General features: G+C 60.8%; 10 protein-coding genes and 2 rRNA genes. 9 read left to right on the forward strand and 3 right to left on the reverse strand.

Annotation, left to right across the window (positions count from 1 at the left end):
• From WA145_RS03555 to WA145_RS03575, 5 genes are all read left to right on the forward strand, one after another.
• Nucleotides 1-116 (forward strand): 23S ribosomal RNA (locus WA145_RS03555); the annotation flags it as partial.
• A 141-nt stretch (nucleotides 117-257) separates the two neighbouring features.
• A 5S ribosomal RNA gene (rrf, locus tag WA145_RS03560) occupies nucleotides 258-373 on the forward strand.
• 146 nt (nucleotides 374-519) lie between these two features.
• Nucleotides 520-1,179, forward strand: coding sequence for a paraquat-inducible protein A (locus WA145_RS03565; RefSeq protein WP_422580245.1), 660 nt, complete (start codon nucleotides 520-522; stop codon nucleotides 1,177-1,179).
• Nucleotides 1,166-1,786, forward strand: a complete 621-nt coding sequence (locus WA145_RS03570; RefSeq protein WP_422580246.1) for a paraquat-inducible protein A — start codon at nucleotides 1,166-1,168, stop codon at nucleotides 1,784-1,786. Before WA145_RS03565 ends, WA145_RS03570 begins: the two co-directional genes overlap by 14 nt.
• On the forward strand, nucleotides 1,779-4,082 hold the full coding sequence (locus tag WA145_RS03575; RefSeq protein WP_422580247.1) for an MlaD family protein: 2,304 nt from the start codon (nucleotides 1,779-1,781) through the stop codon (nucleotides 4,080-4,082). Before WA145_RS03570 ends, WA145_RS03575 begins: the two co-directional genes overlap by 8 nt.
• 127 nt (nucleotides 4,083-4,209) lie before the next feature.
• Here the strand turns inward: WA145_RS03575 and mksF are convergent, their stop codons facing one another.
• Genes mksF through mksB form a run of 3 tightly spaced genes read right to left on the reverse strand, consistent with a single transcriptional unit; the run spans nucleotide 4,210 to nucleotide 8,980 of the window.
• Nucleotides 4,210-7,044 carry an Mks condensin complex protein MksF gene (gene mksF / locus WA145_RS03580; protein WP_422580248.1) on the reverse strand — a complete coding sequence of 945 codons (2,835 nt, stop codon included), beginning with the start codon at nucleotides 7,042-7,044 and terminating at the stop codon, nucleotides 4,210-4,212.
• The gene (gene mksE / locus WA145_RS03585; protein ID WP_422580249.1) at nucleotides 7,041-7,736 is read right to left on the reverse strand and encodes an Mks condensin complex protein MksE; all 696 of its coding nucleotides are present in this window, start codon (nucleotides 7,734-7,736) and stop codon (nucleotides 7,041-7,043) included. Before mksE ends, mksF begins: the two co-directional genes overlap by 4 nt.
• Complete coding sequence (gene mksB, locus WA145_RS03590) at nucleotides 7,733-8,980, reverse strand: Mks condensin complex protein MksB (RefSeq protein ID WP_422580250.1); 1,248 nt, start codon at nucleotides 8,978-8,980, stop codon at nucleotides 7,733-7,735. Before mksB ends, mksE begins: the two co-directional genes overlap by 4 nt.
• Nucleotides 8,981-9,250: 270 nt before the next feature.
• Here mksB and WA145_RS03595 point away from each other — a divergent pair, with 270 nt between their 5' ends.
• The 4 genes from WA145_RS03595 (at nucleotide 9,251) to WA145_RS03610 (ending at nucleotide 13,831) form a co-directional block, all read left to right on the forward strand.
• Entirely contained in the window at nucleotides 9,251-10,357 is a 1,107-nt protein-coding gene (locus WA145_RS03595) for a DUF6160 family protein (RefSeq protein ID WP_422580251.1), read from the forward strand.
• 2 nt (nucleotides 10,358-10,359) lie between these two features.
• Nucleotides 10,360-11,922 (forward strand): hypothetical protein, encoded by a 1,563-nt coding sequence (locus WA145_RS03600; protein ID WP_422580252.1) that lies wholly within the window; start codon nucleotides 10,360-10,362, stop codon nucleotides 11,920-11,922.
• Nucleotides 11,923-11,933: 11 nt separating this feature from the next.
• Nucleotides 11,934-12,434, forward strand: coding sequence for a DUF6160 family protein (locus WA145_RS03605; protein ID WP_422580253.1), 501 nt, complete (start codon nucleotides 11,934-11,936; stop codon nucleotides 12,432-12,434).
• 299 nt (nucleotides 12,435-12,733) lie between these two features.
• Complete coding sequence (locus WA145_RS03610) at nucleotides 12,734-13,831, forward strand: carboxynorspermidine decarboxylase (protein ID WP_422580254.1); 1,098 nt, start codon at nucleotides 12,734-12,736, stop codon at nucleotides 13,829-13,831.
• Nucleotides 13,832-13,836: the final 5 nt, after the last annotated feature.

The following is a 13,836-nucleotide window of genomic DNA, read 5'->3' on the forward strand; positions in this document are numbered from 1 at the left end:
CTGGAACCTTGAGTTCCCTAAAGGGCCGTCGAAGACTACGACGTTGATAGGTTGGGTGTGTAAGCGCTGTGAGGCGTTGAGCTAACCAATACTAATTGCCCGTGAGGCTTGACCATATAACACCCAAACAATTTGATGTTTGCGTGTCTCTATGAAGACTGCAACAGCCGAAAATTTGCACAACTACAAGCCAACACATCACATACCCAATTCGAGGTAGCGAGCCGCGCAAGCAGCACGACATCTCTGCTGAATCGCTTGACGACCATAGAGCATTGGAACCACCTGATCCCATCCCGAACTCAGTAGTGAAACGATGCATCGCCGATGGTAGTGTGGGGTTTCCCCATGTGAGAGTAGGTCATCGTCAAGCACCTATACCAAAACCCCCGATCGTGAAAACGGTCGGGGGTTTTACTTTGTATCGCGAAAAACAAGCCGGCCTGGGATGAGCCTTTGATAGGCAACTAAACAGCGCGTGGCTATGATGCCTAGGCGTACTTTTATCAGGGTTCTTCTATGGCCGGTCCGGCACTCTCTGAACCATTTTCCGAGCATGAGCTTAAGCAACTGATTGCCTGCCATGAATGCGATCTGTTGTTGCGCAAACCCGAAGCTGCCGCAGGTGAGCGGGTTGAGTGCCCACGTTGCGGCTATGAACTGTACACCCATCGCGCGCAGGTCGTGCGGCGCAGCATGGCATTGGTGATGGCTGCGTTATTGTTGTACGTGCCGGCCAACTTCTTACCGATCATGCAGCTCAACCTTCTCGGGCAGGCGACCGAGGACACGGTCTGGACGGGCGTGCTCGGGCTGTATAACAGCGGTATGCAGAGCGTGGCCGTGGTGGTATTTCTCTGCAGCATGGCGGTGCCGTTGCTCAAGTTGTTGTGCCAGTTCGCTGTGCTGCTGACTATCCGCCTGGATATTGGTCGTAGTTATGGCCTGCTGCTTTATCGCATTTATCACCAAATGCGCGAGTGGGGCATGCTTGAGGTCTACCTGATGGGCATCTTGGTGGCGATTGTGAAGTTGCTCGATTTGGCCGACCTGAGCCTTGGTCTGGGGCTGTTGTGCTTTGTTGCGCTGTTACTGGTGCAGGTCTGGTTGGAGGTGACGATGTCGCCGCATCAGATCTGGGAAGCCTTGTCGGGAGAGGATACGCATGCGGGCGATTGATGCCGGCTTGTTGATTTGCCATGAATGTCACCAGCTCAATGCGCAGCAGGGCAGCAACAAGCAGTTCTGCACGCGCTGTGGTGGGCACCTGCATGCGCGTCGCCCCAATAGTTTGGTGCGAACCTGGGCGTTGTTGCTGACGGCTGCGGTGCTGTATATCCCGGCCAATCTGCTGCCGATCATGACGGTCAACTCGCTGGGTAGGGGTCAGTCCGACACCATCATGTCGGGGGTTATCGAGTTGGTGAACTACGGCATGCTGCCGATTGCTGCGGTGGTGTTTATCGCCAGTATCGTGGTGCCAACGTTCAAGTTGGTGGGCATCGCCTTGCTACTTTACTCGGTGCAGCGCCATCAACCGATGTCGGCGCGTCAGCGTGTGTTGATGTACCGCTTTATTGAATGGATCGGGCGCTGGTCGATGCTGGATATTTTCGTCATCGCGATATTGGTGGCCGTGGTCAATTTTGGCAGTTTGGCGAGCATTGTTCCCGGCTATGGCGCTACCGCGTTTGCCAGTGTGGTGGTGTTGACCATGCTGGCCGCTTTAACTTTTGACCCCCGCTTGATTTGGGATAACACGGACTCGGATGACCACCATGAATGACCTGCCGTTGGCTAAAGCGCGCCCTGCTTCGAACTGGTCGGCTATCTGGGTATTGCCGTTGATTGCGCTACTTATCGGTGGGTGGCTGGGTTGGCGTGCTTATAACGAAGCCGGTATCGAGATTCAGGTGATGTTTGCCAACGGCGATGGCATTCAGCCGGGCAAGACTGAGGTGATCTTCAAAGGCATGCCGATTGGCAAGGTCACGGCTCTGGAACTGGATGACAGTGGTGAACAGCGTGGCGTGCGCGCGACCCTGGAGATGGATAAGCGGGTTGAGCATCACTTGCGTAGCAATACCCGCTTCTGGCTGGTCAAACCGAGCGTTTCGCTGGCCGGCATCACGGGGCTGGAAACTCTGGTGTCGGGTAACTACATCACGGCGAGCCCTGGTGATGGCGAGCCTACACGTAAATTCACGGCGCTGAGCGAGCCGCCACCATTAGCCGATACCGAGCCTGGTTTGCATCTGACCCTCAAGGCTGAGCGTCTGGGTTCGCTCAACCGTGACAGTCCGGTGTTCTACAAGCAGATCCAGGTGGGTCGGGTGAAGAGCTATGCCTTGGTTGAGAAGCAGAACCTGATCGAGGTAAAGGTATTCATCGAGCCGCAGTTTGCCTCCCTGGTGCGCAAACACACGCGTTTCTGGAACGCCAGCGGCGTCTCCATCGATGCGGGGTTGTCAGGTGTGACGGTGCGCACCGAATCATTGGCGAGCATTGTTGCGGGCGGGATTGCCTTTGCCACGCCAGAGCACCGTATTGACAGTCCGCCGACTGATCCGAACCTGCCATTTCGTCTGTATGAAGACTTCGACAGCGCCCAGGCCGGCATTCGCGTATCGCTCAAGCTGCATGAGTTCGAGGGGTTGGAGCCGGGTCGTACACCGGTGATGTACAAGGGCATCCAGGTCGGTCATATGAAGGCCTTTAAGGTTGATCAGGATCTCAGCGGTGCGTGGGTGGAGTTGATGCTGGACCCACGTACCGAGGACTATCTGGTTGAAGGCACCGACTTCTGGGTGGTCAAACCATCGATTTCCCTGGCTGGTATAACCGGGCTGGAGGCGCTGGTTAAGGGCAATTACATCGCCATCCGGCCCGGTGAGGCCGGTAACCCTCCGCTGCGTGATTTTGTCGTCAAAGCCAAAGCCCCTCCACTCGATTTGTCCGCGCCGGGTTTGCACCTGGTGTTGTTCAGCGACACCCGAGGCTCTCTGGAGGTTGGCAGCCCGATACTGTTCAAGCAGGTCAAGGTCGGCACGGTGCAGAGTTTCCAGCTGTCGCGTGATGACAAACAGGTGGCGTTTGGCGTGCACATCGAGCCTGAGCATGCACATTTAGTAAACAGCAGTTCGCGCTTCTGGAATGCCAGCGGTATTACGCTGAAGGGCGGGCTGTCCGGCGTTGAGGTCAAAAGCGAGTCATTGCAAACCTTACTGTCCGGTGGCATTGCCTTTGAAACACCAAACCCTAACGCACCCAGAGGCAGTAAGCAGGGCGATCGCTTTAGCCTGCACAGCAGCCAGGAAGTGGCCCTGCAGAAAGGCGTAGAGCTGACTATTCGCCTACCCAGTGGCGATGGTCTGAGCCCAGGTACGGCGATTCGCTACAAGGGGTTGGATGTGGGTAAGGTGGAGCGCATCGAACTGACGGATGATCTGCAGGCGGTGATTCTGTATGCGCGGATTACCCAGGCGACGCAGCAGATCGCCCGCGTAGGCACGCAGTTCTGGGTGGTCAAGCCCGAGGTCAGTCTGACCCGTGCGGCCAATCTGGAAACCCTGGTTAGCGGGCAGTACCTGGAGGTTCGGCCAGCGAGCAAGCCTGGCGCGGCGCAAGTGAATTTTACGGCGGCCGAATCGGCCCCTACGCAGAACGCCCGTGAGCAGGGGCTGCGCTTGGTGCTGAGTGCGGCGCGGCGTGGTTCGATCAAGCCCGGTGTGCTGGTCAGCTACCGTGAAGTGCCGGTGGGTAAGGTGACTGATTTCGAGCTGGGGCCGACCTCGGATCGGGTGCTGATCCATATCTTGATCGAGCCGCGTTATGCGCCTTTGGTGCGCAGCGGCAGCCGCTTCTGGAATGCCAGTGGCATAGGCGTAGACGCCGGCCTATTTAGCGGGGTGAAGGTGCGCACCGAGTCGCTGGAGGCTTTGCTGGAAGGCGGGATCGCCTTCGCCTCACCGGATAACCCGCAGATGGGTGGGCCGGCGCAGCCAGGACAGACCTTCGCGCTGCATGACGAGGTTCTGCCTGAGTGGCTGGCTTGGGCGCCGAAGATAGCGCTGAAGCAATAACGATAAGGGCCGCATTAGCGGCCCTTAGCATTTCTGGCAGTTGGCTTAGCGTTCGCTTGGTGGGTTACGCGGCGGTGGGACTCTTCGTTGTATCGACGATACGCGTGCCGCTAACCCACCCTACGCTTTAGGCCGGTTCGGCTGTTGCGGTTGCCTGCTCGACTTTGGCCTTGGCGCTGTCGCGGCGTTGGATATATTTCCAATCCGCTTCATCGATATAGATGCCGTTCGGCCCGCTGCCGCCCTCCAGATCGATGGCCACATGGGCCGAGACCTGCGGTTTCACAGACGCCAGGATCGGCACGAAGCCGAGCTGCAGGCTGGTTTCGATCAGCGCCTGCTGATTCTTCTCGTCGATATCCGCGGCCTCGTCCAGGTAGTAAGGCAAACGCACCTTGCCGGCCTGGTCGCGGTCCATCAGGTGCAGCAACAGGTACATGTTGGTCAGCGCCTTGATGGTCATGGTGGTGCCGTTGGAGGCGGCACCATCGATATCGGTGTGGATCACCGGCTGGCCATGCACCTTGGTGATCTCGAAGGCCAGTTCAAACAGGTCCTTCAAGCCCAGCTGGTTGTGGTTGGCGGCAACCAGGCGCGACAGGTAGTCCTTGGCTTCCTCGTTCTTGCTGTCCTGCTCGCTGCTCTGCTGCAGGTCGAACACCGAGAGGGTTTCGCCTTCTTCGTACTGGCCGGCGCTGTGGATGATCTGGTCGATATGCTTGAGCGCGTCCTTGTTCGGAGCGAGGACGATGCGGAAGCTCTCCAGGTTGGACACCTGGCGCTTGTTGATCTCGCGGTTGAACAGCGCCAGCTGGTGTTCCAGGTTGTCGTAGTCGCTGCGGATATTGCGCAGGGTGCGGGCGATATCGGTAACCGCGGCGCGGCGCGCCTTGGCCAGGGTGATGGCTTCGTCCTGGCGGTGGGCGTAGGCGTTGACCAGCAGGTGCAGGCGGCGCTCGACGTCGTCTTCGCTGTCGAACTTGGCCACGCCTTTCAAGCGCACCTGGGCGTACAGCGCCTCGATCTGCCCGTCGATACGCTGCAGACTCTGCCAGGCGTCCTGGTAGTCGTTAAGCAGCGGCAGCAGGTTGTCCAGCGAGTCGTCCACCGGGTCGGTAAAGGGCGTGCCGAACGGCAGGTTGGCCGGCAGCAGTTGGCGACGGCGCAGGGCGTCTTCCAGGGTGCGTTCCTTGGCTTCCAGATCGGCGAGCTGACGGCCCACCAGTTGCAGCTTGGCGGAGAGCTGCTGCACGCGTTCGGTAAAGGCGTCCGATGCGCGTTTGAGTTCATCCTGGGCGGCTTCCAGCTGGGCCAGCTGCTCCAATTTCTGCGGCTCTTCCACGGCCAGGGTCTGGCTCTTGCGGAAGTCTTCCAGAGCTTTCTGCGCATCCAGCACGGCCTGGTAGAACTGCTCGGCCTGGGCCTTGCTCGCGGCGCGGTCGGAGGCTACCGCCTGCTGAGTTTTCAGTTGCTTGTATTCGCGGTCGAGGCGGTCCTTCTGGTCGCGCAGGGCCGCGCGGTCAGCCAGGGCCTGCAGGGCGGGAGGCTCGATATGACTGAGGTCGATGGACAGGCCCGGCACCTCGAAGTGCTCGCCTTTAAAACCGCCGAGAATGGTTTCCAGGGATTTGACCCAGGCATCGCCGTCGGCCACTTGTATGCCTTTTTCTCCCAGCGGCAGGCTGAACAACTGGCCGTTAAACAGGCGCATTAACCTATCAACATCCTGCTGGCTGAATTCTTCGCGCAGGCGTGAATAGCTGTTGTTGTCGGCGTGTTCGAGCTGCTGTTTCACCGATTTCAGACGTTTATCCAGATCACGCAGGCGCTCATCCAGATCCTCGGCGGAGAACTGCCGCGACTGCGCCAGGGCGCCGGCCAGTTCGTCGTGGGCATCCTTGGCGGCCAGCAGCTGCTCTTCCAGCACCTTGGCGTCGTTGACCAGGGCGAAGCGGTTTTTCAGTACCGACAGCTCGCCGAGCCAGCGCTGGATTTCGCTGATCTCGCGCTCCATGCGCATCAGTTCCTGGGTGCCGCCGCGTTGCTCCTGCTGCAGGCCGTCCTGCTCGCCGCGGTAGTGTTCGGCCTGGATCACCAGTTCCTCGCGGCGCGCGCCGGCGTAGTCCTGCCAGGTGCCGAGCAGGGAGTCGAGCAGCGGCGAGAGGCGATGCAGCTTGCCGCGCAGCAGTTCGCGCTGGGCCACACCGGCGGCCAGTGCCTCAATCAAGGGGCCGGCGGTCACCAGGGCCTGGTAGTCCTGCTCCATGCGCCGCACATCGCGGAAGGCTTCTTCGGTGGCGGCGATATAGTCGACGCTGCCCGAGCGCAGGCTGTGCTCGAAGGCATCGAGAAACAGCTGCTTAAGCTTGGCGGCGGTAATCTCGCGCATATGCAGCAGGTTGATAAACAGCGCGCGGAAGGTCTTCAGGCTCTGCTCGCTGGTCGAACGCAGCGGGATCAGGGTGAGGTCCAGCGGAATCGAGGTGTGCCCACCGACCAGCAGGCGGCGCAGTTCTTCCGGTTTTAGCTCGTAGGCCTTGATGCCGTCGCGTTCCAGGGCGTTGAACAGTTCGCGCTGGCGCAGGCAGGTGCCGTTCTTCTGGTAGTGCTCCAAATCCAGGGTGCCCTGGTAGGCAAAGAACTGGTGGCCGAAGCCGCCGCCCGGGCCGCGCCCGGCCACGCCTATTACGTGCGGGCCATGGGGCAGGGCGACTTCGACGAGGATATAGCTGGTGTCGCTGGCGAAGTAGAACTTGCGCGACTGCTCCAGGCTGTACTTGCCGAAGCTCATGTCCGACATGCGCGCCAGGATCGGGAACTGCAGGGCGTTGATCGAGGCGGACTTACCCAGGTTGTTGGCCCCGTAGACCGACAGCGGGTTTTCCAGCGGGAACAGGCCGAGGCTGTAGCCGGCGGTATTCAGTAGGGCGAAGCGGCGGATGCCGTAGCGTTCCTGGCTCATGCGAGGGTCTCCTGGGCGTCACGTTCTTCGGCCATGGCACGGGCCAGGGCGTCTTCTGCGGATTCGTCGGTGTCTGTCTCGGCGAGGCTGATGATCTCGTCTTCGGCCTCCTCATCCAGCAGCACCGGCGTTGGCAGCGGCAGGGCGCTGTGCAGGGTGGCGGCCAGGTCACGGTCTTGCTGCACGGAGAGGCACACGTCGAGGAAGCGGTGCATCGGCGCGAGAAAGCGGTAGATGCCGTTGTCTTCACTGGCAAAACCGAGCTGCGTCAGGCGGCGCATGACTTTCTCTTCCAACTCCTCAACGCTGGTGACTTCGGCCTGGAGGAACAGGTCGCGGTATTTCTCCAGCAGCGCCGGCAGCTCGTCGCGGCCCAGGCTGCCGCCATCCAGCACGGCAAGCGGGTCGCGGCCCTGATCGGCGAGGTGCTCGACCAGAATAAAGGTGAACAGCGCCAGGCGCTGGGCGGTCTTGTTGACCTGGGCGCCCATCTGCTCGGGGACGAAATAGTAGAAGCCGCGGCTGTCGCAGGTCAGCTCATAGCCCAGGGCCTTGAACAGGCCGCGGTACTGATCCTGCTGGCCGGCCAGTTGGCTGTAGAGCTCCGGGTTGCTACGGCTGATGTGGTAGCCCTTGAACAGCTCGCGGAAGATCGGCGCGAGCTGGGTCAGTTCTTTTAGGTCGATATTCATATGGTAGTCCCGGCCGGCTTGATCAGGGCAAAGGAGCTCAGGCTGACCTGATGCTCGCGGGTGAGGTAGTCGCGGCGCTCCAGGCGCTCACGCTGAAAGCGGCCATCGCGGGACAGGCGCGAGAACCAGTAGAGCAATTCGTCGGTGGCGCCTTCTGGCTCCTGTTCCAGCAGCCAGACCATCAGGTCCGGCAGCGGCAGGGCCTGTTCGCAGCGTTCGATCATCTCCCGCGCTGTGCGTGGCGCGCGCGGGGCTTCGCCTTTGCGGCTGGCATGCGCCTTGGGGAACTGCGCCGGCTTGGGCTCGAAACGGGCCAGGGCATATACATAGGCCTCGACCTGCGAAGCGGTGCCGAGGAAGGTGCTTTGCGGGCGACTGAACAGCGGCAGCGATGCCTGCGGTACGGCGTCCAGGCCCTTTTTACGGATTGCCGCGAGGGCCAGGGCCGCACCACGGGTCACGGCGTTGTGCCTGCGGGCTTCCTCGCGCAGCGGCAACAGCAGCTCGCGGGCGCGGCGCAGGGTCAGCTGGGCGGTGGTCTGCATTTCCAGAATGCGCGCATGGGTGCGTAGCAGCAAGTCATCGTCCACCAGTTGGCCGAGGCGCTGCTGTTCGCCTAGCAGGCGCAGCAGCACGTGTTCGACGCGGTAGACGCCTTGCTCGAAGGCACCGTCGGCGGCCACCAGCTGGATCATCGGCTCGACGTATTCGTCCCAGGTGGCCAGTACTTCGGCGTAGCGCTGACGCAGCGGAATCTGCCTATCGCTGGTCTTGGCCCGATCGGCCACGGCGACCAGCGCCTGCTCGTCGTTGGCCAGCTTCTTCAATACATCGCGCACGCGCATATCGAGCAAACGCAGCTGCCGCGCCAGATCGGCGGCGTCGCGTACCTCGAAGGCGTCCTTGATATAGCCGGCCAGGCGCTCCAGATGGCGCAAATAGGCTTCGATCTCCAGGCACAGGCCCAGGCGGTGTTCGCGGCGCAGGTAGGCGAGGAAGTCGTGAATCTGCGCGTTCAGCTCGAAGCGATTGGGGCTCTTGGCCACCGGCACCAGGATATCCAGGCGAATCCACTGGTCGAGCAAGGCAGTGACATCGGTGGGCGTGCCTTCGGGCAACTGCGCGGCGAGCTGGTTGCGTAGCTCCACCAGGCTCAGGGTGCCCGCATCGAAGCGCTCGCACAGTGGCTCCAGCAACGTCCAGTGTTCGGCAAGGGCGCGCAGTACGCGCTTGGGATCAATCATCGGGGCATCCGCTTTGCGAGCATTTTGCAAAAATGCCGATTGTACTGCATGGTGCGGCCAAGGCTTGAGTGTCAGTTATCGTCTGTTGCGTTGCTACGTCGCCTGTAACCGTCGGTGTGACGATGGGTAACAGGCCAGGGCTGGCCGCAGAATGATTTCTTCGGATTTTCTCGACTATGGGTCGGCCCGCTCTGTACCTGGGCTTTTTATAGTGGCTATCAAGGGCTGGTGTCCGCAGGACGCCGCCACCATAAGAATAAGGAACTCGTCATGCGCCCGACCTGCCATCCGCTCAAGTCCTTACTGACCCTGCTCTGCGGCAGTCTGTTCGTCTGTGTGGCCCAGGCCGAGTTGAAACCCATGGCGGATAGCGAACTGGCCGAGATTACCGGCCAGGCACTGGTGACCCTCGACGGCCTGACTTACGGCGGTTTCGAGTACACCCGGGTCAACCTGGGGGCCGAGATCGACCTGCTGACCAATATCGATGAGCTACGCCTGGGCAATTATTCGCGCAATGATCCCAATACCGTATCCGATCAACCGTCAGATATTCTCATCAACAATTTCGCCCTGGGCCGAGTGGATAACGCCAATTCCAGCAGCGCCGCCGTGGTGCCGTTTCAGGTGCGCGATCCCTATCTGGAGTTTGCCTTCAAGGTCAACGGCCAGGGCATCCGCGAGGTGGCCGGCATCCGCCTGGGATTCGGTCGCGCCCGGGGCGACCTGTCTGGCGATATTCACGCGCTGACCGGCAATATGCAGGGGTTGGTAACTGGCTCGGCGGCGACCGCCCGCGAGTACTACATGCAGCAGAATGGCCTGAATGGCTTTACCTGCACCTTCGACTTCAACTGCCTGGCGCTCAGCCTGGCCGGAAACTCCGAGATATTCAGCCAGGTCGAGCTGGTCAAGAGCGGCACCGGTGACACCATGATCAATGGCCAGCCGATCAACCGGGCGACCCATATCGGCGTGCCCAATGGCGAGTCATTCCATACCGACAATGCCCTGCTCGAGCCTCTGCTGCCGGCGATAGCCAGCAACAATGGCGACTGCACCGCGTCGGGCCTGCCTGCCTGCTTTTCCCTGCTCAACTACAAGAGCATTTTCGTTGGCGACCGCACCCAGGCCGACCTCAGTGTCGGCGGAGCCCAGGGGGTGTTCTTTTCCCTGCAAAACCAGAATGTACCCTGGCAGGACCTGGCCTCGGCGAATAATCAGTTTGTCGCGACCCAGGCCGGGGCCTTTGCCAACTTCGCCAAGACGGGCGAGGGCGCCAATACCATCTATCCCTTTATCGTGTCCTTGTACGAGGCCCTTAATGGCGCCGCGCGCGTACCGACCTGTATCGGCGATCTAGCCAAGGGCTGCTGATCATGAACCGTTATCTGTGGGCTGTATTGCCAGCCTTGCTGGCTCTGCCGGGGCTGAGTACGGCCATGGAGGCACTGGATGACCGCGAACTGGGCGAGGTCAGTGGGGCCGGGGTCGGTTTCTTTCTGGACAACTTCTACTACGACCAGGGCAGTGCCAGCGCGCAGGTAAGCGGGCTTAAGGACAGTCAGGGCAATGCCCTGACCATCGACCTCGAACGGGCCTATATCAAGGGTGAGGGCAGCCAGCGCGGTGCAGTGGACAGCCCAGCACAAGTGGGGACGCCGCTCCACCCCTTTACCCTGAAAGTGGTCAGCGGGGCTGCCGCGCCGACCCTGCCGAGCGGCACTCAGGCTCTGCAGTTGACCACGCCAACCTGGGACGACCCGCTCAACGATACTCATCAGTACGGTATGTGGTCTTTCTATCAAGGCTGTCTGTACGGCGAGGCTGGCTGTACCGACCCAACCCTGGCCCAGGGGGCTATCGACACTGAATTGGGCGGCCTGGAAACGACCCGTGATGCGCTATTGGCGCGTTATCAGAGTGTTGGCTTCCTTACCCTGAAGAGCGGCATCGACCAGGATATGCTGGTGGTCGAACAGCGCCGCGCCGAAGTGACGGTGGAAACCAACGATGTTCAGGGTGCCTACAGCACCATGGAAACCCGCTATGCCGCGGCCCCGGCAACCGCCGACCTGTTCTATTCGAAGCCAGCGTTTGGCGAGAAATACGGCTGTGGCGATATCTGTATCAACTCGGCGGCGCGCGCCTATAACACCTCGGTCGATAGCTATCAGACCCAGCTGGATGAACTGGCTGCCGCGCAGAAGGCCCTGGGCGAGGCCTGGAGTGCGGAGCGTGACGGCTACAGCCTTAACCAGCGAGCCACCGATTACGACGAGTTTTCCAGCCTGTGCGGTGTACCCACCGCGGAGTCGCCGACCTGCGTGGTCGGGCGTATCCAGAAGACCAAGGACAACCGCACCTCGGTGGTCCTGGTGGCGACCACCCTGCAAAACGGCGGCACCCGCTTCAAGGGGTTGGATGTTGGTGTCGAGGCCACCTTCAGCCTGCCCAGCACCGCCTATAGCGTGGATGGCAACGGCAATATCATCAAAGGTGCCACCACCACCCGCAGCGATTTCTTTTCTATCAATCTGGAAGGCTTCACCCTCAATGGGGCTTACCTTCATCTGTGGGGCGACAGCGCCGGGCTGCAGGGCGAGGCGAGCCTGCAGATGTATGCCGACAAGCTGGTCATAGGGACCTGCCGCAACTGTACCGATGCCAATCGCGCCGTGGCCAAGAACCTGTATTTCGATATCAACCTCGGCCAGGCCAGCCTGCAGCCGCTTAGTTTTTCAGTATTGTCCGACGGTGAGCTGCGGCTGTCCCTGCCCAGCGTGACCTGGAGCAACCACCAGGCCTTCTACCAGCAGGTGCCGAAGAGCAATATCAGCATCGGTAACCTGAATCTCGGCGGTGTCGATCTGGGTTCGCAAGTCGTGCGTGGCATGCGTGTGGATTATCTTGAAATGCGCACCGTGAACCTGCCGCGATGAGGAGAGTCAGCATGCGCAGTACATCCCTAGGGTTGGCCCTGCTGTTTATGGCGTGGCCCGTGTTGGCTGAGTTGCGACCGCTGGCCGAGGATGAGTTGCAGGGGATAAGCGGGCAGGCAGGGCTGAGTATCAGCGCCAGCCTGAACTTTGCCGCCAACCCCGCGCAGACCCGTTGCCCGGGTGGTTGCGGCACGCGGGTGGCGATACAGCCGGCCAACAGCAGCGGTTTTATCGTGCTGGACAATATCCAGGGGGCCTTCAGCTTCGAGGGGCTGAGTGTCGATATCGTCACCATCGACAGCGGTTACGCCGGCGATGGTGCGGCCTTCAATGCCTCGGCCATGCGCCTGGGCCTCGCCAATGCGAGCTTTAGCAATGCCCGCGTTACCCTGGCTGGCTCCAACAGCGCCGCCTCCGGTGGCGCGGGCTTCCAGCAGACCGACCTGCTGACCTATCGGGTCAATGGCGATGTGCGCTTGAGCGGCAATCTCTACCTGTTCGCCGCGCCCTGAGAGGTCCCGTCGGCTACGTGGCGAGTCTGATCTAGCTTCCTGTCATCTGGTGGTCATTGCGCTGCCATTTTTGTCGTCCATCCTGGCAGGCATAGTCGCCTCTGCGCGGCGGCGGCGATGTTCGGTGGACTGCGCGACTACAGTCACCAGTGGTCGCTGATTCGAGGAAATATCCCCATTGCTCTTTCGATATGCGCCGGTTATCGGCACAATTCGCCTCCACTTTTTTGGGGAGGGGGTCGGCACTGCTGATTTCCTGCCGGCCGACCTTGCATAGCACTCGGGGCATAGACACGCAGATGATCAAGACGCCGTACTACCTCATCGACAAACAGAAGCTCTTGGTTAACCTGGAGAAGATCGCTTATGTACGCGAGCACTCCGGCGCCAAGGCGCTGCTGGCGCTCAAGTGCTTTGCCACCTGGTCGGTGTTCGACCTGATGCAGCAGTATATGGACGGCACCACGTCCAGCTCGCTGTACGAGCTCAAGCTCGGTCGGCAGAAGTTCGCCGGCGAAACCCACGCCTACAGCGTGGCCTGGGCGGATGATGAAATCCCCGAGATGCTCGCCAACTGCGACAAGATCATCTTCAACTCCATTGGCCAGCTCGAGCGCTTCGCCGAAGCCTCCGCCGGCAAGGTGCGCGGCCTGCGCGTTAACCCGCAGGTGAGCAGTTCCGATTACCTGCTGGCCGACCCGGCTCGCCCATTCAGCCGCCTCGGTGAGTGGGACCCGGAGAAGATATCCGCGGTGATGGATAAGGTCAGCGGCTTTATGTTCCACAACAACTGCGAGAACGCCAGCTTCGAGCTGTTCGAGCAGATGCTGAGCACCATCGAGGAGCGCTTCGGCCACCTGCTGGAGCAGGTCGAGTGGGTCAGTCTGGGCGGCGGCATTCACTTCACCGGCGACGACTACCCGCTGGATCAGTTCTGCGCGCGGCTCAAGGCCTTCTCCGAGCGCTACGGCGTGCAGGTGTACCTGGAGCCGGGCGAGGCGGCGATCACCCTGAGTTCCTCGCTGGAAGTCACGGTGCTCGACACCCTCTACAACGGCAAGCATCTGGCCGTGGTCGACAGCTCGATCGAGGCGCATATGCTCGATCTGTTGATCTACCGGCTCAACGCCAAGATGGAACCCAGCAGCGGCGAACATACCTACATGGTGTGCGGCAAGTCCTGCCTGGCGGGTGACATTTTCGGTGAGTACCAATTCGACAAGCCACTGGCCATCGGTGATCGTCTGTCGTTTATCGACGCTGCGGGTTACACCATGGTCAAGAAAAACTGGTTCAACGGCCTGAAAATGCCGTCCATCGTGGTGAAGCAGCTCGACGGCAGCGTCGAGGTGGTGCGCGAATTTGGTTTTGACGATTACCTGTCAAGCCTCTCGTAACTCCG

It is taken from the genome of Pseudomonas sp. (genome assembly GCF_049301935.1).
Taxonomy (GTDB): Bacteria; Pseudomonadota; Gammaproteobacteria; order Pseudomonadales; family Pseudomonadaceae; genus Aquipseudomonas.

What these genes read in the sequence shown, in the direction of transcription:
- WA145_RS03570 (WP_422580246.1), top strand. Translation starts at nt 1,166, where the DNA reads ATGCGGGCGATTGATGCCGGCTTGTTGATTTGCCATGAATGTCACCAG.
- WA145_RS03595 (WP_422580251.1), top strand. Translation starts at nt 9,251, where the DNA reads ATGCGCCCGACCTGCCATCCGCTCAAGTCCTTACTGACCCTGCTCTGC.
- WA145_RS03565 (WP_422580245.1), top strand. Translation starts at nt 520, where the DNA reads ATGGCCGGTCCGGCACTCTCTGAACCATTTTCCGAGCATGAGCTTAAG.
- mksE (WP_422580249.1), bottom strand. Translation starts at nt 7,736, where the DNA reads ATGAATATCGACCTAAAAGAACTGACCCAGCTCGCGCCGATCTTCCGC.
- mksB (WP_422580250.1), bottom strand. Translation starts at nt 8,980, where the DNA reads ATGATTGATCCCAAGCGCGTACTGCGCGCCCTTGCCGAACACTGGACG.
- mksF (WP_422580248.1), bottom strand. Translation starts at nt 7,044, where the DNA reads ATGAGCCAGGAACGCTACGGCATCCGCCGCTTCGCCCTACTGAATACC.
- WA145_RS03605 (WP_422580253.1), top strand. Translation starts at nt 11,934, where the DNA reads ATGCGCAGTACATCCCTAGGGTTGGCCCTGCTGTTTATGGCGTGGCCC.
- WA145_RS03610 (WP_422580254.1), top strand. Translation starts at nt 12,734, where the DNA reads ATGATCAAGACGCCGTACTACCTCATCGACAAACAGAAGCTCTTGGTT.
- WA145_RS03600 (WP_422580252.1), top strand. Translation starts at nt 10,360, where the DNA reads ATGAACCGTTATCTGTGGGCTGTATTGCCAGCCTTGCTGGCTCTGCCG.
- WA145_RS03575 (WP_422580247.1), top strand. Translation starts at nt 1,779, where the DNA reads ATGAATGACCTGCCGTTGGCTAAAGCGCGCCCTGCTTCGAACTGGTCG.